The following is a 17,121-nucleotide window of genomic DNA, read 5'->3' as shown; positions in this document are numbered from 1 at the left end:
ACGCGGGGTCACTCCGCGTCTAATAGAGGGCCTCCGAGGGACGCTAAATGACCCCGCGTTGGAGTACCGTGCGGGACTTCTTGCGCGCCTTCCAGTACGCGGCCTCCGCCTCGGCCGCCAGCTGGACCTGCCGGGTCTCAAGCGTGACAAAGGCCGACGCCACCTCTTGGTTCAGGTCCGGCGCTGCCGCCAGCCTGGCCAGAACACCGCGGGCCACCACACTGTCCTGGAAATCGCCGAGGATCTTCTGCTGGCGGTGCGCGGCCTTGACGATCTTCCTGGCGCGTTTGCCGTGCACGGGGCCCACGGACTCCGCGACGTGGCGCAACCGCTTGGCATCCTTGCGGACCTGGTGAAGGGCGGTCTCGTGCTGGGTTCCGCGGCGGGCCCGCTTGGCTGTCCGGGCCGCCCGCTGGAGGCGTTTGGCCGCTTTCCCCACCAGTTTGCCGGCTGCCTTACGGGCCGTGGCCTGCCCGGCCGGCCGTGTTGGCGGATGGTCCCGGAACGCCTCGAGGTCATCCAGGAGCCGGAAATACCGTTCGGAAAGCAGCATCTTTTGGAGCTTCCGGTAGGCCGTGTCCAAAGTACTGCCGAGTTCCTCTTCCAGCCGGTCCGCCGCGGCCTTGGACGCCGGGCCCGGGGGCAGCTCCGCGGCCTGCCCGCGCAACCGGTCCAGCATCACTTCGGCGTCACGCGGTGCCCCCAGCATCCCGCCGAGCCACTTGAGCTCGTCCCGGAGCCGCCGCACTGTGGCTGCGCTGTACAGCCGCCGGTAGGTTGCGAGGGCCGAGCGGGCCCGGCGCGTGGCCGAGCGCAGGTCATGAACGGTTTCGGGCTGCTCCAGCCGCACCCCCGGATCATTGGTCAGGATTTCGCTGATCTGCGCATCCAGGTAGGCAATGAGCAGATCCGAGACCGGCCCTTTCTTGCGGGGCGGTTCGGGCGCCGGGCGGGGGCCTCCGGGGCCGGCGCGTCCGGTGCCGGAGCCTTCGGTGCCGGCGCTTCCGGGGACGGCGCTTCCGGGGCCAGCCGCCGCGTCCTCGCTGCCCTGCAGGGCCTTCGCCAGCTTTGACGCGTGTCCTGCCGGCCGGGCCCCTGCGGAGGCAAGGACCTCCCCGGCCGCCGGAAACAAGTCCGGGCTGCCATGGACAAGTTCCAGTTCCCATTCCCGCCACTCCTGCGTGCGGGCCCCCTCGTCAGCCGGCCCCGTACTGCCAAGGACATGGGCCGTGACGCGGTCGTCGGCGAGATCCGCCAGGTGGACACCGTCGTCGGCGTAAAGCGCGTGCGTGGTCCGCCGCGTTTCCAGCCGGACAGCCGGCACCGGTTCATCGCCGCGGAGGTACACCAGCACATGAGCCAACAGGCTGTCGGGCACGACGTCGGGCTGGCCCAGCGGGGCGTGCAGCTCACGGCGCCGCTGAGGTGCTGAAGCCGGCTCCTCCTCGTGTGAAACCTCCGGCGGCAACTTCAGGTGCCAGCCGGCATCAGCGCCGCCGGTGCGGCGGCGAAGGGTGATACCGCGGGCGGCGAGCGCATGGCGCTCCGTATCGAAGTACACCGCCTGCAGCGCATCCACACGGGGTTCCCCCACGCGCGCCACCCCCGGAAGCACGGCGAGATCGGGCACCTCCGCCTCCCCGCCGACGTCGTACTTCTTTTCCACCTCAACGTCCTCGGAAGCCATAACCATCCCGTCCCTCCACTTCGATAGCCCTAGCGGCCCGCTGGCCCGAGTCTATGCCCGCCAGCTGAACAGCCGGGAGATTTTTGCCACACAACCCTAGACATCAAACGTCTAACGTCTAACCTGAAGAGATGACTGCCGCCGCAACCGCTCCGCCCGCGCCGCCCGCCGTACCGCCCAAGCAACGTACGGTCGTTGTCTTCGGCGTTGTTGCGCTGGTGCTTATCGGGCTGAACCTGCGGACCGGTATCTCCGGCGCGTCCGCCCTCCTGCACGATCTGCAGCAGGTCCTGGGCTACGGGCCGCTGGTCGCAGCGATCATCCCGTCCATCCCCACCCTCTGTTTCGCGGTGGCAGGGGCGGGGACGTCCTGGCTGACCGGACGCCTGGGAGTCGAGAAGGCCATCCTGCTGGCGCTGGCATTTTTGGCCGGCGGGTTGCTGCTGCGCGGAATACCCGCTACCGGCATGCTGCTGGCGGGCACGGTGGTGGGGATGTCCGGGCTGGCGGTCTGCAACGTCGCCATGCCGTCATTCATCCGCGAGCATTTTGCGCACCGCACCTCGGTGATGACCGCGCTGTATACCGTCACCATGACCACGGGCGCCACTGTGGCCGCCGTGACGGTGGTTCCCTTGTCCCAGGCGCTGGGCTCCCCTTCCGCCGCCGTGGGTGCGCTCGGTTTCCTGGCTGTGGCAGCGTTCCTGGGCTTCCTGCCCATGGTCCTGCATACGCACCGCAACCGCGCCCTTAACACGAGGCCGCACATCTCACCATGGCCTCTGCTGCGCACCCGAAAGGGCCTGCTCCTCACCGCCATTTTCACCTTGCAGGCACTGATTGCCTATGCGCTGATCAGCTGGTTCCCGTCGATGCTGACCAGCATGGGCCTCAACGCGGCGGACAGCGGCCTGCTGTTCGGGCTGCTGCAGCTGGTGTCGGTACCGGCAGGCATGCTGATCCTCGCCATCGGCTCAAGGCCCCGGATGCTCCGGCCCGCACTGTATCTGGTCAGCATCATTATGGTCTCCGGCCTGGTTTCGCTCCTGGTCATGCCCGTGCACCTGGCCGTCATCCCCGCGGTCCTGCTTGGCTTCGGCCTGGGCATCTTCCCGCTCGTGATGGTGCTGATCAGCCGAAGCGGGACCAGCACCGCCGAGACCACCGCCCTGTCCACGCTGGCGCAGTCCACCGGTTACCTTTTGGCGACAGCGGGACCGTTCGGCACGGGGCTCCTGTACGGAATGACCGGCAGCTGGACCTTGCCCGTAGCACTGCTTCTGGGGCTTGCAGTGGTCCAGGTTGTAGTGGCCCACCTGATCTCGCGCAGTCCCATCGGGACGCGGAAGAAGTAGGGCGACATGACCCTGAGCACCTCACACCGCCAGCCCCTCGCCGAAGAAGTCACCGCCAAACTCCGCCAGATGATCCATACCGGCGAATGGCAGCTGCAGCAGCGGATCCCCTCCGAGACTGAACTGATGCAGGCCCTGGGAGTTTCCCGCGGAACCCTCCGTGAGGCCGTCAAGGCCCTGGCCCACAGCGGGATGCTGGAAGTCCGCCGCGGTGACGGCACCTATGTCCGCGCCACCAGCGAAATTTCCGGCGCCGCCCGCCGGATGTACCAGGACCACACGGATGAACACATCCTCGAGGTCAGGCTCGGCCTGGACACACAGGCCGCCCGGCTTGCCGCCCGGAATGCAACGCCCGACGACGTCGCCGCCCTGCGTGCCGTCCTCGCCGCCCGGGAGGTCGCCTGGAATGCGGCCGACTTCGAGGGCTGGGCCCGGGCGGACTGGGCTTTCCACGCCCGGGTGGCCCAGGCAACCGGGAACCCGCTGCTGCATGAGCTCTACGTCAGTTTCGGCGACGTCTTCCACCAGGACCTGCTTAGGCAGCAGCGCAAGGGCCGCCTGGACGGCCTCACTCACGAGGGCCACGGGGCCGTGGTGGATGCCATCGAAGCCCACGACGCCGAGGCCGCCGTGGCCAGCGTCAACCAGAACCTCAATTCCTGCGCCGAGTGGCTGCGGGCGTAGGGCTGCCTACGCCAGGTCGGGTCCGGTAGCGCGGCGGCTTCGCGGCGGGCCAATCCAGTCAGTAGGCTTACTTTCTGAAAGGTACTGAGCCCGGAATGCCCCGGCGCTCCTGTTACCCGCCGATCGAGGAGTACACATGGCGAAAGCAACCGATCTATCCGGCCAGGAGCAGTTTCCAAAGCCGCCAGCCATTGCAGCCGGACCCGTGGCGGCGGAAGGTTCACCGGCCGCTTCCACCAACGCGGACGCGCCGAAGAAGGCGCCGCGGAAGGCGCCGGCTGAGCTCTGGGCCGACGGCCTGGGCAGGGTGGGCATCCGCTCGGCCCAGATCCTGTTGCTCCTGACGGTGGCCGTCGTCTCCGTGTATGCCCTGATGCAGATCAAGCTCCTGGTCATCCCGATCCTGATCGCGCTGATCCTGGCCGCGGCCATCGGTCCGTTTGTGAACATGCTGCGCCGGCGGGGGCTGCCTGGCGCCGCAGCCACGGGGGTGGCGTTTGTGGCCCTCCTACTCCTGCTGGGAGGAGTTGGCACCGTCATTTACTTCTCCGTCCGGAGCCAGTGGGCTGAACTGGCGCAGCAGGCATCCTCCGGCCTGGACGAACTGGAGCAGTTCCTGCTCAACGGGCCCGTTCCGATCGAGAAGGAGCAGCTGGACCAGGCGCGGGAAGGCCTCATCCAGTTCGCCACCAGCAGCCAGGTCCGTTCGGGTGCCATCACCGGGCTCTCCGTGGTGACCGAGTTCCTGGCCGGGAGCATCCTGATGGTGGTCATCCTGTTCTTTTTCCTCAAGGACGGCGCCAAGATCTGGAACTTCTTCCTGCGGCCGTTCTCGGGGGAACGCGAAGCGAAACTCCGCCGGTCCGGCAAGCGCACCCTGGAGGTCCTGGGCGGCTACGTCCGGGGCACCGCCATCGTGGCACTCGTGGACGCCGTGGCCATCGGCGCAGCACTCCTGATCCTCCAGGTGCCGCTGGCTTTCCCGCTTGCCATCATCATTTTCATGACAGCGTTCATCCCGCTCGTTGGAGCCACCGTGGCCGGCATCCTTGCCGCCCTTGTCGCCCTCGTGGCCAACGGTCCGGTGGTTGCGCTGATTGTGGTGGCCGTGGTCATCGCCGTCAACCAGCTCGAGGGCGACCTGCTGCAGCCCATCGTGATGGGCAATGCCCTGAAGCTCCACGCTTTGGTGATCCTGATGGCACTGACCGCCGGCACCATCCTGGCCGGCATCGTGGGCGCTGTGCTGGCTGTCCCGCTGGCGGCAGTCATCTGGGCGGTCATCCAGGTGTGGACGGCCGAGGACCCCAACCTCCAGGACATGAACCCCGACCTCCCGCCACCTGACACCCAGCCCGTCTGAGGATTTGTCCGATTTTCGACGCGGACCTTCAATAAGTGACCCACGGTTCGGTTGTAGCGCACGACGGCGGTCCGGCACCTCAGTGCCGGACCGCCGTCGTGCGTTAACTGCCCGGGGTTGTGACGCTAGGAGCGGAGCCCTGCGAACACATTCTTGGGTCGCTGCATTTCGCCGTGCTTCGCACCGAGGATGACCACCGCGCCGGCAAGGGCGGGGATGGCCCACTGCAGCAGCTTCAACTGCTGCTGGGCCGCTTTCAGCTCATCGGACGCGCCCGGCCTGGGCTCGGTGGCACCTTCGCCGCCCTGGTCCGCGAGCTTGTCCACCTTCTTGCCGAGGATACCGGCGTACAGGGTCACGGCGGCGCCAGCGATGGTCACCGCCGTCTTGATGGCCGTATCCCGGGCCACGCCGTCCTGCTTGGCGATGCGCTCCTTGTTTTCCCAGGCGATGGCGAGGTCCGCGAGCAGATGTGAAGCGAAGGCTGCCGTCTGGACGGGTGCCCACTTCATCCAGCCCGCACTCGAGAGCCGGGTACGTTCTGCCGGGTCTTTTGCCTCCGCCGCCGCCCCGTTCAGCCCGATGGCACCCATCAGCGAACCGCCGAACCAGGCCGCGGCCGTCAGGTCGTGAATGGAGCGGGCAACAAGATTTCCTGCCATGATGTGTTTTCCTCACGTTGAGTGGTTCCAATGCCGCTGGTGCCGTTTTCTTACTGGCCACCGCGAAGGTCTTAGTCACGCTATCGTAAGCACACTTACTAATGTTACGGAACCCCGCCTTCAGCAGGCTGGATACCGCGTAATATCGTCGGCATGGAAACAGGGACTTTGTTCGGCTGGGCATTCGGGGACCCAGCCCGCGAAAATGACGGCTCATATATTTCAAACCTGGAGAAGGAAGCATTCGAGAACGCCAGCCAGACCGCCAAGGCAAGGGGTGTCACGGTGGTGGCAGGCTCTGAAGTCTTCACCTCCCTCAGCGCGAACGACAGCCTGGTGGAACTGGACCACGCTCCGGGCAAGCTGGTGGTCCGCTGCACGATTCATGTTGAAGGTCCAGGAGCCGGCAAGCTGCACGCAGAGGGGCCAATGAACGGCTAGGCCATGGCAGACGGCGAATCGGGCATCAGCGAGGCGGCGGACGCCGTGGAGGAAGCGTCGGATACCAAGGCGCTGGACATTGTGGCGCGCACCGGGTTTGCCGTAATGGCCTTGCTCCACATCATTGTGGGTGCCATCGCCATCGCCATCGCCTTCGGGCAGCCGGGACAGGCTGAAGCCACCGGCGCCATCGAGCAAATGGCCGCGAACATCTGGGGGCCTGCAGTGCTCTGGACGTGCGTGGTGGCGTGCACCGGCCTGGCGTTATGGCAACTGAGCGAAGCCACGCTCCGGGCCCGGCACCTGCCCCGCAAGCAGCAACTCGGCAAGCTGGTCTCCTCCGGGTTCCTGGCCATCGCGTACGGCAGTGTGGGCTTAAGCTTTGCCGGGTTCGCCGTTGGCCTGCGCGGGGATTCCGGGGACACCACCCGGGATTTCAGCACCGCCCTCCTGAACACGCCTGTCGGGCTGCCCGTGCTGATAGCCCTGGGCCTGACCATCATGGGCGTGGGGATCTACTTTGTGGTGAAGGGAGTGCGGCGCGGGTTCAAGGAAGAGCTCTTCCATTTCGACGGGACCCGCCGCGGCAGGCTCATCGACTCCCTGGGCGTCACCGGGCACGCGGCCAAAGGCATCGCGTTGAACCTCGCAGGGCTGCTCTTTGTCATCGCGGCTGCGAAGCGCAGCCCTGAAGAATCCACCGGCCTGGACGGCAGCCTGAAGGCCCTCCGCGACCACCCGTTTGGCCCGTATCTTCTGGTAGCGATCGGCGCCGGCTTCATCTGTTACGGCGTGTTCGCGCTGGTCCGTGCCCGGTTTGGCCGAATGTAGCCCGACGCCGGGAGCCATCTGTGAGCGAGACCCTTTACCCAATGGAAGGAACGCACAATGTCCACCGTTTCCCGCGTATTCAATTCCCCGGCCGAGGATGTCTGGAAGGTGATCGCCAACGGATGGCTGTACTCGGGCTGGGTGGTGGGGGCCTCCCGGATCCGCGCGGTTGATGCGCACTGGCCCGAGGCCGGCTCCCGGCTCCACCACTCCGTGGGCGCCTGGCCGCTGGTGATCGACGACAGCTCCCGGGTGACGGCCGTTGAGCCCGGACGCTCACTGGAACTGGTGGCGCGTGGCTGGCCGCTGGGCGAAGCCAAGGTGCTGATCACCCTGGAGGATGTGGGCACACAATGCCGGGTCACCATTGCCGAGGACGCCATCCGGGGACCCGGCAAGCTGGTTCCCAAGGCGGTGCGCGACCCCCTGATCGACGTGCGCAACAAGGAAACGCTCAAGCGGCTGGAGCTGATGGCTGCCGGCGGCGCCGGGAGTTAAAGGCAGGAGCGAGGGACCACCAGGGTGGTCCCTCGCTCCTGACCGTGTCCTAGACCGCGGCGGTGACGCCGTCGCGGGAGATGGCAACCATGTCCTCGCGCGGCACCACCTTGATGCGCTCACGCTTGACCTCAACACCGTGGGATCCGCCGGCCTCGGTGGCCGCGGCGCCCAGCGCCAGTTCGTGGGCGTCCAGGGCCAGCCAGCCTTCCCAGCTGGTGAACTTCACGCCGCGGGCATCGAGCAGGTCGACGACGGCGTCCTCCGCGGGAACGGCGGCAACCGGCAGGTTTTCGCGGTCTTCGAGCAGGTACGTGACGGTCTCGAGTGCGTCGCCCTTGGTGTGGCCGATGAGGCCGACGGGTCCGCGCTTGATCCAGCCCGTGGCGTAGATGCCCGGCACGTGGGTGCCTGCAGCGTCCAGGACGCGGCCGCCGTCGTTCGGGACAACGCCCTTCTTGTGGTCGAATTCGATCTCCGGCAGCGCCGAACCGAAGTAGCCGATGGCGCGGTACACGGCCTGCACAGGGTAGTCCACGAACTCGCCGGTGCCGCGGGCGTTGCCCGTGCCGTCCAGCTCGGTGCGCTCGAACTTCATCCCGGCAACCTTGCCCGGCGTCTCGGCGTCGTCGTAGATTTCCACCGGGCTGTGCAGGAAGTGCAGGTGCAGGCGGCGGGAGGCGGTGAGCTCGGAGAGGTCCTCGGGCTGTTCGGCGATCCAGTTGGTGAGGGTGCCCACCATGGTCTTGGTCTGGTTGTTGCTCTGGATCTGGCGGTCCGATTCCTCATCGAACTCGAAGTCCTCGGCGTAGAGGATGATGTCCACGTCCTTGGAGTGGGACAGCTCGCGAAGCTCCAGCGGAGTGAACTTCACCTGCGCGGGGCCGCGGCGGCCGAAGACGTGGACGTCCGTGACGGGTGAGTTCTTCAGGCCGGCGTAGACGTTGTCCGGGATTTCTGAGACCAGCAGGTCGTCGGCGTGCTTGGAGAGGACACGGGCCACGTCCAGGGCCACGTTGCCGTTGCCGATCACAGCGATTTCCTTCGCGTCCAGCGGCCATTCGCGGGAGACGTCCGGGTGGCCGTCGTACCAGGAGACGAAGTCCGCGCCGCCGTAGGAGCCGTCCAGTTCGATGCCCGGGATGTTCAGGTCCGCGTCCTTGATGGCGCCGGTGGCGAAGATGACGGCGTCGTAATGGGTGCGGAGGTCCTCGATGGAAATGTCCGTGCCGTAATCCACGTTGCCGAAGAAGCGGATGTCGCCGCGGTCCAGGACCTTGTGCAGGGCGTTGACGATGCCCTTGATGCGCGGGTGGTCCGGTGCCACGCCGTAGCGGATCAGGCCGTAGGGTGCCGGGTAGCGGTCAAAGAGGTCGATGCTCACGGTCAGCTCGCCGCTCTTGACGGCCTCGCTCTTGGTGAGGATGTCCGCGGCGTAGACGCCGGCCGGGCCGGAGCCCACAACGGCAACGCGCAGCGGACGCTCGGCAGATCCTACGGAGGTGCTTGATGACACGGCTGTGTTCCTTTTCTTCGTTCCATCCCAACTAGGTAGCACTAACTGTCGTTTTGAGGGCTCATAACGACAGTTAGTGCTACCTAGTTGGGTTGGTGGCTAGGTGGTGAGGACGCGGGTGGTGCTTTGGTTTGTGCGGGGACTGGGGGTGGTACGGGGCTTGTTCGGGGTGGTGGTGCTGTAATCGGCGGTCTTGAAGTGCGACGGCGCGAACGGGCTGACGCGGACAACGTCGCCGATCACAATAACGGCGGGATTCGCGACGCCGGTGGCTTCCGCCTGGTCAGCGATGGAACCGAGCGTGCCGATGGTCACGCGCTGATTCGGCAAATAGCCGTTTTCAACAATACCAACCGGCGTGTCCCGGGGCAGACCGGCTTTGCCCAGGGCGGACGCGGAATCGCGCAGCGCGGCAACGCCCATCAACAGAACGATCGTGTGGTCCGCGCGGGCAGGAACCTCGGACAGTTCCTCGTGGCCGGTCACCACGCTGAATCCCTTGGCCAGGCCGCGGTGCGTGACGGGGATGCCTGCGGCGGCCGGGACGGAGATCGCGGACGTGACGCCGGAGACCACTTCGACCTCGACGCCGTTTTGCCGGCAGTACTCTGCTTCCTCGCCGCCACGGCCCAGGACGTAAGGATCGCCGCCCTTGAGCCGGACAACGCGGTGCCCCTGCAACGCTTCGTCGACGAGGATCCGGTTGATCTCTGCCTGCGGCACGGGGTGGTGGCCGGGGGTCTTGCCCACTTCGATGACGCGGACGTCCGGGGCGAGTTCGTTGAGCAGTTCGCGGGGGCCGAGGCGGTCTGCCACCACGACGTCGGCCTGGCCGAGGAGCCGGCGGCCGCGGACGGTGATGAGGCCGGTGTCGCCGGGTCCGCCGCCCACGAGGGCGACACTTCCACGGTGGGCGCGCTGGCGGCGCAGCGGGAGGTCGCCGGTCTCGAGTGCGGTGGCGACGGCGTTGCGCAGGGCCATGGCGCGGCGGGGGTCTCCCCCGGCGTTGACGGCGATCTGCACGTCATCAACCACGGCGACGGCGGGAGTCCAGGCGGCTGATGCTTCGTGATCAGAGGCGTTGACGCACCAGATCCGCTGCGCTTCGGCGTCTTGTGAAACGCGGGTGTCAACGGCGGAATCGCCGGTCGCAGCCTGGACGAACCAGACGCCGTCGACGTCCTCCGGGCGGTACGGGCGCGGCTCCCAGGTGAGGAGCCCGGCGTCGGCCAGTTCTAAAAGTGCGGGGCAGGCAACGGGAGCCACGACGGTAACCCGGGCACCGGCGTCGAGCAGGCCCTTGGCGCGGCGGGCAGCCACCGGACCGCCGCCAACCACCAGCACCGGGCGGCCGAGCAGCCGCAGCGCGGTGGGGTATATATCCTGAATTGCCATGAATCAACGGTAGGGCCGCGTCACACTGGCCAACAACGGTACGGAAACACCCGGTAACGCTAGGTAATCCTGCGTCACAAACGGTGGGGCCGCCGTCGGTTGGCACCGGAGCCCGCCAAGGCACGGCCCAATTCAACAAGTCCCACGATGATCCCAATGATCTGGCCGGCGATCCCCAGTACGAGGAGGACCCGCACCACTACAGGCCAGCCCGGCCAACCGTCACCAAAATCGAAGGGAAACACCTCCCACAGCCGGAACATAACGGGCAGCCCGATGACGAGGACAGCCAGGTCCCCAAGGGCCTTAACCAGCCGGAACGGGGCAAGGAGAAGCACCACATTGACGATGACGCCCGCGACCAACACCCTGTTCACAGGACCAACAACGCCGGCAGTTGCGGGAGTCAGAAACGGCACCGCCTGCCAGCCGGGCCAGATGTTGATAGCCCACAGCAGCGCCGCGTTGACCACCCCGGCAATGGCATAGCCAGCCCGGCCACCGGAGGCCTTCTCCATGATTCGCACCCCCCGTCCCACCGCAGTCAGGCACCCTGGGACACCTAGCGTGGGGTCTGAACCGTCACGGCCGGAAGAGCCAAAAGTCCCGCGGGCAAGGATGCGCGTTACTGGGGGCGGACGAGGAACGTTCCGCGGTCAACTATGAGGCGCTCCAAATACCGGCGCAGGACCAGCTTTTCAGCCAGACGTCCTGCCGGACCGAACGGTGCGGTGAACTCCACACGGTCCGTCATGATGCTGCCCGTGGCCGTGGCTTCAAACTCGTGGACGTGGCGGAAGGACTTGAAGGGGCCCTTGACCTGCTCGTCGGTGAAGCTGGCGGGGAAGTCCAGCGCGGTGATCCGGCTGGTCATCCGCAGGGGCACGCCGAAATGCCGGGCCTGCCAGGTCACCTCTTGGCCTTGACCGATGAGGCCTGTCGTGGCGCCGGCGACCGCGCGCTCCCCGGCCCGCTGCTGGGACTCGAGGTGGACATCAACACTCCGGGCGAGATCGAACAGGCGTTCACGCGGGAGCGCGGACTCGGTGCGGCACACAAAGCTCACGGTCATGGCGCCAGTCTGCCAGAGTCCTGCCCGTCGTCGTGGAACAGCAGCGCCCGACGGCGGGACTCGCCGCCGGGCATTGCTGGCGTTGGAGGGAAACTTAGCGGGTACTGCCGGCGAGGAGGCCGCGGCTGCGGAGGAGGCGCTTCTCGATCGGGGCGAACACCAGCAGCTCGATCAGGATGCCGACCCCCAGGATCAGCAGGATGGCAGCCATCACGATGGTCATGTCGGACAGGACGCGGCCCTGGTCAAGCAGCGAGCCCAGGCCGAACCCGATGGTGCCGCCCACCGCGATGATTTCCGCCGCCATAAGGGACCGCCAGGAGAAGGCCCAGCCCTGCTTGAGGCCGCCGAGGTAGCCGGGCAGGGCCGCGGGCAGGATGATCTGGATGGCCATCTGCAGCCGGTTCGCGCCCAGGACCGTGCCCACGCGGCGGTACTGCGGCGGGATCTGGTCCACCCCTGAGATGAGGCCGTTGATGATGGACGGGATGGCCCCCATAAACACCACGAAGTAGACGGTGGCGTCGGTCAGTCCGAACCAGATGATCGCGGCAGGAACCCATGCGACGGACGGCAGGACCTGAAGGCCCGAAATCAGGGGTCCAAAGGCACGGCGCAAAGGCGCAACCTGCGCCAGCAGCAGCCCCACCGGAGTGGCGATGGCAACCGAAATCAGGAAGCCGACAATGCCTCGCTGCAGCGACGTCCAGACGGCTTCCTGCAGTTTCGCATCGCCCCAGAGCACCCCGAGCTGGCCGAGCACGTCGAGCGGGCCGGGGACCAGGTCGCGGCGCTTCACACCGAGGGAGACGTAGAACTGCCAGACCAGAACCAGGACCACCAGGGCGGCCACCGGCAGGAGGACCCGGCTCCAGTCGATCCGGTGCTTGCGCGCGGCGTCGGACTGGAGCGAATCCAGACCGGCCTCAAGCTCGCGCAGGTCCTCGTGCCCGGTGGAAGTGCGGGTCAGCGCCGCGTGAATATGACGGGTTTCCGGTTCAGCCACCGGTTTGGTTTCGACAGGCTCAACCACCGGATCAGATACTGAGTTATTTGGCATGGCGGCGAATCTCCTCCCGCAGCCGGGCGGTGATGACCCCGGTCAGCTGTCCGGCGAGGCCGGCGTCGGTTCGGTGCTCCTCGGTGACGGCCCATTCCCGGACCACCCGGCCGGGGCGGGATGACAGCAGCAGCACCCGCTGGCCCAGGCGCACGGCCTCGCGGACGTTGTGCGTGACGAAGACGATGGTGCGCCCGGTTTCCTTCCAGATGCGTTCCAGCTCGTCGTGGAGGAGGTCGCGGGTGATGGCGTCAAGGGCGGCGAACGGCTCGTCCATCAGCAGCAGCTGCCTGTCCTGCGACAGTGCCCGGGCCAGTGCGACGCGCTGGCGCATGCCGCCGGAAAGCTCGTGCGGGCGCTTGTCCCCTGCCTCGCCGAGGTGTACCAGGTCCAGGAGTTCGTCGGCCTTGATGCGGCGCTCGGCTTTCCCCACACCGCGCAGCTTCAGGGCCAGCTCGATGTTCTCCCGCGCGGTGAGCCACGGGAACAGGGCGGCGTCCTGGAACATAAACGCGGCTCCGTCGCTGGGTACTTCGAGGGCGCCCGACGTCGGGGCCTCCAGTCCCGCCATGATGTTCAGGAGGGTGGATTTGCCGCAGCCGGACGCACCGAGGAGGGCGACGAACTCGCCCGAGCCGATGGTGGCGTTGACATCCTCCAGCACCGGGGCGCCGTCGCCGAAGCGCTTGCCCAGCTGTTCCAGTACGACTGGCATGGTCCCGTCCTTAGGTTGGTGGTGGTGCGGTGGCGGCGCGGTCAGTCCTGGCCGAGGTCCGCCGCGGAGATGGGCTGGCCTGACGTGCCGATGACTTCGTTCAGGGCGCGAAGGTCAAACAGGCCGGTGATGTCGGCTTCCTTGGTGGTGCCGGCGTCCGCCCCGTCCTTGAGCAGTTTGGGGTAGGTTCCGGCGAGCGGATCCACGGTGAAAATGACGTTCTGCAGGGCCCGGTCGAGGACATCGGCGGAAAGAGCCGCACCGGCTGATTCCTGCAGGGCGGAGTTGATGACGTCCGCCTTCTCAGCAGCGGGTGCGCTGCTCAGCCAGGCCACGGCTTCCGCGTGGCCGCGGAGGAGGGCCTTCACGGTGTCCGGGTGTTCGGCGGCGAACTTCTTGTTCACAATCAGGATGGTGGTGGGGAATTCGCCGGCCTTGCCGGAAAGGGAACCGTCCCAGAGGTCCTTTTCATCCACCAGCACCTTCGCTCCGGCGGTCAGCACCAGGCGGGACGCCCACGGCTCAGGCAACCACGCGCCGTCGAGCTTTCCGTCCTGGAACAGCTTCAGGGTCTGCGCGTTGTCGGTGGGGTTGATGGCGACGTCGCCGCTGCCGTCCACGTGGGTTTTGTATCCCTGCGAAGACAGCCACGCGCGCAAGGCCACGTCCTGCGTGCCGCCAAGCTGCGGGGACGCCAGGGTTTTGCCGCGGAGGTCGGTCGCGGAGGTGATCTCCGGCCTGACTACCAGCTGCGCGCCGCCCGCGGCCGCACCGGCAATGACGCTGACCGACTCACCGCGGCTCTTCACGAAGGAGTTGATGGCAGGGTTCGGTCCGATGTAGGTGGCGTCGATGGCGCCGGCGTTCAGGGCCTCGATCGCGGCAGGCCCGGCGTTAAACGTTTCGGTGCTGAGCGTGGTGGTGCCTAAATTCCGGGCGAGGATCCCCTGCTTCACACCCACCAGGGCGGGCGCGTGGGTAAGGTTTCCGAAGTAGCCCAGCTTGAGTTCATCGGCGAGCGTAGGCGACGGTGCGGAGGCTTGGGCGGACGCGTCCCGCGAAATATTGGATGCCACCACGGCGCCGAGAGCGATCAGCACAACGAGCCCGATGGCCAGGGCCGCCTCGATGGCACGCTTGCGCTTGGGAACTGCGCTTTCGCCTGCCACGATGCGGGTCATCCCGGGCTTGGAACTTGTCATTGTTTCACCATAGGGAGTGGCATAAACCCATTCAATGAAGCAGAAACGGGGGGTCACGCGCGTTCACGCAGCGTCACATTCCGCACCGCTTTGGAGACACAATACGGCCGGTTCAATCCCCTTTGACGTTGATGAGCTGACGCAGTTTGTGCCGGACCTTGACGAGGTCCGAGGCGTCGTGCATGACCTGGTCGATCGGTTTGTACGCGGCCGGAATCTCGTCGATGAACGCCTCGGTGGGCCGGAATTCGATCCCCTGCATGGCCGTCTTCAACTCCGACAGCGTGAACGCCTTGCGTGCCGCCGTTCTGGAATACTCACGGCCGGCGCCGTGCGGGGAGGAATTGAGGGACACCGGGTTGCCGAGGCCTTCCACCACGTACGACGCCGTTCCCATGGAGCCGGGAATCAGTCCGGGATCGCCGTGCTCGGCTTTGATGGCGCCTTTCCGCGATACCCACACGGACTTCCCGTAGTGGGTTTCCTGCCGGGTGAAGTTGTGGTGGCAGTTGATCCGCTCGCGTTCCATGACCGGGCCGCCCACCCAGTGGCTGAACTGGGTGGTGACGCGGTCCATCATTTCCTCGCGGTTGAGCAGGGCGAAGTGCTGGGCCCACCGCAGCTCCGCGATGTAGCGGGTGAACTCGGAGGTGCCTTCCTCCAGGTAGGCGAGGTCCGGGTCCGGCAGCCTGGTGCCGCGCTTCCGGTTTGCCTGCTGTGCGACGCCGATGTGATGCTGGGCGATCTTGTTGCCCACACCGCGCGAACCGGAGTGCAGGAACAGCCAGACGGCATCCGTTTCGTCGGCGGAGACCTCGATGAAGTGGTTGCCCGAGCCCAGGGAGCCCAGCTGCAGCTCCCACTTCGCCAGGTACTGCGCGGGGTTGAACCCGGCTTTGGCTGCCAGCTTCCGAAGCTCGGCGAGGCGAGGCTCGGCCGTGGGCTTGACCGTGCGGTTGTTGTGGCCGGCGGACAGCGGGATGACGCGTTCGATGTCCTCGCGCAGCCTCTTCCGGTCCTTGGGAAGGTCTGTCACGGAGTACTGCGTCCGCACGGCGATCATGCCGCAGCCGATGTCCACCCCCACGGCGGCCGGAATGATGGCGTGCAGCGTGGGAATCACCGAGCCCACCGTGGCGCCCTTGCCCAGGTGGGCATCCGGCATCAGGGCCAGGTGCGGATAGATAAACGGCAGCGTTGACGTGGCGATGGCCTGCGCGCGGGTCTTCTCGTCCAGGATCGAGGCCCAGTTGATGAGCTTTGGGGTGATGGTTTCCACGCTGCGCCTCCCACTGTTGATGATGGTGGACCGCCAGCCTGGAGGCAAGAGACCGGGAAGATCCCGAAGCCCTGTTGCACCGGCGTCAGGTGGAGTAGGTTGCTCGGATGGAAGACACATACCAGGTCATCGTGGTGGGGGCCGGGTTCGCCGGGAAAACTGTGGCCAAGGAGCTCGGCCGCAAGGGCATCCCCGTGCTCCTCATCGACGCCAACAACTACCACCAGTTCCAGCCGCTCCTCTACCAGGTGGCGACCTCCCAGATCGGGGTGTCCGCTATTGCCCGGCCGCTTCGCTCCATTTTCAGGCGCATGGGGAAAGTGCGGGTGCTCACCGCGGACGTGGCCTCGGTCGATGCGGCCAACCGGACCGTGACCACGGCCGACGGCGAAACCCACCGGGCACAGATCCTGGTCGTCGCGCCGGGCGCCGTCCCGAACTTCTTCAACACCCCGGGCGCGGAGGAACATGCCTATCCGCTGTATTCGGTCACCGACGCCACCCGGCTGGGCGCAAAACTGACCCACCTGCTGGATGAGGCCGACCGGGAGCCGGGCGGCTCCGTGGACGTCGTCGTGGTCGGCGGCGGGCCAACGGGCGTGGAAACCGCAGGCGCCATGGCGGAGAACGTGAAGTTCGTGGTGCCAAAATACTTCTCGCCCGAGCTCGCGGCCCGTTGCCGCGTCCATCTTGTGGACATGATCCCGACGGTCCTCAACGCTTTTTCGGAGAAGTCGCAGCAGTACACCCGGAAACGGCTGACGAAGATCGGCGTCCAGCTCCACCTCGGCGTCGGCGTGACGGAGGTCAGGGACGACGGCGTGACGCTCGCTGACGGGACGGTCATCCCGACCCGGGTGGTGGTGTGGGCCGGTGGCCTGAAGGCCGGCGGGATTATAGCGGACTCCGGCCTGAAGCAGGGCCGGGGAGGCCGCATCGATGTCCGCCCGGACCTGACCGCTCCGGACGTCGAGGGTGTGTATGTCCTCGGCGACGCCGCCAACATGACCGATTCCACTGGCGCCGCACTTCCCCAGCTGGGCTCCGTGGCGCAGCAGGCCGGCAAGTGGGCGGCGCGCAACATCCAGGCCGACCTTACCGGCGGGACCCGGCTGCCGTTCAAGTACCTCGACAAGGGGTACATGGCGATGATCGGCCGGGGCGCCGCAGTGGCTGAGATCGGCCGGCAGCGGATCCAGCTTCAGGGGCCGCTGGCCTTTGTGTCCTGGCTCCTGGTGCACCTGGCCCTGCTGTCCGGATTCCAGCAAAAGCTGCGTGCCCTCTTTTCCTGGCTGAACGGCTACATCATCCACAGTCCCGCGCAGGTTGTGGTGGGCCGGCCGGAGTAACCGGCCGGC

Annotated in this window: 17 protein-coding genes; 7 read left to right on the top strand and 10 right to left on the bottom strand. The window is 66.8% G+C overall.

Annotated elements, in window-relative coordinates; genetic code table 11:
- Window positions 1-43: 43 nt before the first annotated feature.
- Window positions 44-1,693, bottom strand: a complete 1,650-nt coding sequence (locus GUV69_RS20225) for a CYTH and CHAD domain-containing protein (RefSeq protein WP_348272258.1) — start codon at window positions 1,691-1,693, stop codon at window positions 44-46.
- A 125-nt stretch (window positions 1,694-1,818) separates the two neighbouring features.
- On the opposite strand from GUV69_RS20225, the gene GUV69_RS20220 reads away from it, so the two are divergent.
- The 3 genes from GUV69_RS20220 to GUV69_RS20210 all read left to right on the top strand — a co-directional run bounded on the left by GUV69_RS20220 (window position 1,819) and on the right by GUV69_RS20210 (window position 5,092).
- The gene (locus GUV69_RS20220) at window positions 1,819-3,042 is read left to right on the top strand and encodes an MFS transporter (RefSeq protein WP_164205671.1); all 1,224 of its coding nucleotides are present in this window, start codon (window positions 1,819-1,821) and stop codon (window positions 3,040-3,042) included.
- A 6-nt stretch (window positions 3,043-3,048) separates the two neighbouring features.
- Window positions 3,049-3,729, top strand: a complete 681-nt coding sequence (locus GUV69_RS20215; RefSeq protein ID WP_164205669.1) for a FadR/GntR family transcriptional regulator — start codon at window positions 3,049-3,051, stop codon at window positions 3,727-3,729.
- Window positions 3,730-3,865: 136 nt separating this feature from the next.
- A complete protein-coding gene (locus GUV69_RS20210) occupies window positions 3,866-5,092 on the top strand; it encodes an AI-2E family transporter (protein ID WP_164205667.1) in 1,227 nt (408 codons plus the stop codon).
- A 125-nt stretch (window positions 5,093-5,217) separates the two neighbouring features.
- Here GUV69_RS20210 and GUV69_RS20205 read toward each other — a convergent pair whose 3' ends face one another.
- A complete protein-coding gene (locus GUV69_RS20205) occupies window positions 5,218-5,754 on the bottom strand; it encodes a hypothetical protein (protein WP_164205665.1) in 537 nt (178 codons plus the stop codon).
- A gap of 153 nt (window positions 5,755-5,907) precedes the next feature.
- On the opposite strand from GUV69_RS20205, the gene GUV69_RS20200 reads away from it, so the two are divergent.
- Genes GUV69_RS20200 through GUV69_RS20190 form a run of 3 tightly spaced genes read left to right on the top strand, consistent with a single transcriptional unit; the run spans window position 5,908 to window position 7,524 of the window.
- Complete coding sequence (locus tag GUV69_RS20200; RefSeq protein WP_164205663.1) at window positions 5,908-6,195, top strand: hypothetical protein; 288 nt, start codon at window positions 5,908-5,910, stop codon at window positions 6,193-6,195.
- A gap of 3 nt (window positions 6,196-6,198) precedes the next feature.
- Complete coding sequence (locus tag GUV69_RS20195) at window positions 6,199-7,026, top strand: DUF1206 domain-containing protein (protein WP_164205661.1); 828 nt, start codon at window positions 6,199-6,201, stop codon at window positions 7,024-7,026.
- 57 nt (window positions 7,027-7,083) lie between these two features.
- Complete coding sequence (locus tag GUV69_RS20190; protein WP_164205659.1) at window positions 7,084-7,524, top strand: SRPBCC family protein; 441 nt, start codon at window positions 7,084-7,086, stop codon at window positions 7,522-7,524.
- Between the two features lie 49 nt (window positions 7,525-7,573).
- Here the strand turns inward: GUV69_RS20190 and GUV69_RS20185 are convergent, their stop codons facing one another.
- The 8 genes from GUV69_RS20185 to GUV69_RS20150 all read right to left on the bottom strand — a co-directional run bounded on the left by GUV69_RS20185 (window position 7,574) and on the right by GUV69_RS20150 (window position 15,763).
- Complete coding sequence (locus tag GUV69_RS20185) at window positions 7,574-9,040, bottom strand: FAD-dependent oxidoreductase (protein ID WP_164205657.1); 1,467 nt, start codon at window positions 9,038-9,040, stop codon at window positions 7,574-7,576.
- A 99-nt stretch (window positions 9,041-9,139) separates the two neighbouring features.
- Window positions 9,140-10,435 (bottom strand): uroporphyrinogen-III C-methyltransferase, encoded by a 1,296-nt coding sequence (cobA, locus tag GUV69_RS20180; RefSeq protein WP_164205655.1) that lies wholly within the window; start codon window positions 10,433-10,435, stop codon window positions 9,140-9,142.
- A 74-nt stretch (window positions 10,436-10,509) separates the two neighbouring features.
- On the bottom strand, window positions 10,510-10,953 hold the full coding sequence (locus GUV69_RS20175) for a hypothetical protein (protein ID WP_164205653.1): 444 nt from the start codon (window positions 10,951-10,953) through the stop codon (window positions 10,510-10,512).
- A gap of 107 nt (window positions 10,954-11,060) precedes the next feature.
- Window positions 11,061-11,507, bottom strand: a complete 447-nt coding sequence (locus tag GUV69_RS20170) for an SRPBCC family protein (RefSeq protein WP_164205651.1) — start codon at window positions 11,505-11,507, stop codon at window positions 11,061-11,063.
- A gap of 94 nt (window positions 11,508-11,601) precedes the next feature.
- Window positions 11,602-12,567, bottom strand: a complete 966-nt coding sequence (locus GUV69_RS20165; RefSeq protein WP_164205649.1) for an ABC transporter permease — start codon at window positions 12,565-12,567, stop codon at window positions 11,602-11,604.
- Window positions 12,557-13,282: an ABC transporter ATP-binding protein gene (locus tag GUV69_RS20160; RefSeq protein WP_164205647.1), complete on the bottom strand. Its 726-nt coding sequence runs from the start codon at window positions 13,280-13,282 to the stop codon at window positions 12,557-12,559. The genes GUV69_RS20165 and GUV69_RS20160 overlap by 11 nt, the downstream gene beginning before the upstream one ends.
- 41 nt (window positions 13,283-13,323) lie before the next feature.
- Window positions 13,324-14,463 carry an ABC transporter substrate-binding protein gene (locus GUV69_RS20155; RefSeq protein ID WP_164206827.1) on the bottom strand — a complete coding sequence of 380 codons (1,140 nt, stop codon included), beginning with the start codon at window positions 14,461-14,463 and terminating at the stop codon, window positions 13,324-13,326.
- 133 nt (window positions 14,464-14,596) lie between these two features.
- Complete coding sequence (locus tag GUV69_RS20150; protein ID WP_164205645.1) at window positions 14,597-15,763, bottom strand: RtcB family protein; 1,167 nt, start codon at window positions 15,761-15,763, stop codon at window positions 14,597-14,599.
- Between the two features lie 107 nt (window positions 15,764-15,870).
- Here GUV69_RS20150 and GUV69_RS20145 point away from each other — a divergent pair, with 107 nt between their 5' ends.
- On the top strand, window positions 15,871-17,112 hold the full coding sequence (locus GUV69_RS20145; RefSeq protein ID WP_164205643.1) for an NAD(P)/FAD-dependent oxidoreductase: 1,242 nt from the start codon (window positions 15,871-15,873) through the stop codon (window positions 17,110-17,112).
- Window positions 17,113-17,121 lie beyond the last annotated feature (9 nt).

This window comes from [Micrococcus luteus] ATCC 49442 (assembly GCF_010367585.1).
Lineage (GTDB): Bacteria > Actinomycetota > Actinomycetes > Actinomycetales > Micrococcaceae > Arthrobacter > Arthrobacter luteus_A.
The sequence above is the reverse complement of the archived record's forward strand: the minus strand, read 5'-3'. Positions and strand labels throughout refer to the sequence as shown.

Coding starts and splice junctions, on each gene's coding strand:
- GUV69_RS20225 (WP_348272258.1), bottom strand. CDS start 1,693: ATGGTTATGGCTTCCGAGGACGTTGAGGTGGAAAAGAAGTACGACGTC.
- GUV69_RS20220 (WP_164205671.1), top strand. CDS start 1,819: ATGACTGCCGCCGCAACCGCTCCGCCCGCGCCGCCCGCCGTACCGCCC.
- GUV69_RS20215 (WP_164205669.1), top strand. CDS start 3,049: ATGACCCTGAGCACCTCACACCGCCAGCCCCTCGCCGAAGAAGTCACC.
- GUV69_RS20210 (WP_164205667.1), top strand. CDS start 3,866: ATGGCGAAAGCAACCGATCTATCCGGCCAGGAGCAGTTTCCAAAGCCG.
- GUV69_RS20205 (WP_164205665.1), bottom strand. CDS start 5,754: ATGGCAGGAAATCTTGTTGCCCGCTCCATTCACGACCTGACGGCCGCG.
- GUV69_RS20200 (WP_164205663.1), top strand. CDS start 5,908: ATGGAAACAGGGACTTTGTTCGGCTGGGCATTCGGGGACCCAGCCCGC.
- GUV69_RS20195 (WP_164205661.1), top strand. CDS start 6,199: ATGGCAGACGGCGAATCGGGCATCAGCGAGGCGGCGGACGCCGTGGAG.
- GUV69_RS20190 (WP_164205659.1), top strand. CDS start 7,084: ATGTCCACCGTTTCCCGCGTATTCAATTCCCCGGCCGAGGATGTCTGG.
- cobA (WP_164205655.1), bottom strand. CDS start 10,435: ATGGCAATTCAGGATATATACCCCACCGCGCTGCGGCTGCTCGGCCGC.
- GUV69_RS20175 (WP_164205653.1), bottom strand. CDS start 10,953: ATGGAGAAGGCCTCCGGTGGCCGGGCTGGCTATGCCATTGCCGGGGTG.
- GUV69_RS20170 (WP_164205651.1), bottom strand. CDS start 11,507: ATGACCGTGAGCTTTGTGTGCCGCACCGAGTCCGCGCTCCCGCGTGAA.
- GUV69_RS20165 (WP_164205649.1), bottom strand. CDS start 12,567: ATGCCAAATAACTCAGTATCTGATCCGGTGGTTGAGCCTGTCGAAACC.
- GUV69_RS20160 (WP_164205647.1), bottom strand. CDS start 13,282: ATGCCAGTCGTACTGGAACAGCTGGGCAAGCGCTTCGGCGACGGCGCC.
- GUV69_RS20155 (WP_164206827.1), bottom strand. CDS start 14,463: ATGACCCGCATCGTGGCAGGCGAAAGCGCAGTTCCCAAGCGCAAGCGT.
- GUV69_RS20145 (WP_164205643.1), top strand. CDS start 15,871: ATGGAAGACACATACCAGGTCATCGTGGTGGGGGCCGGGTTCGCCGGG.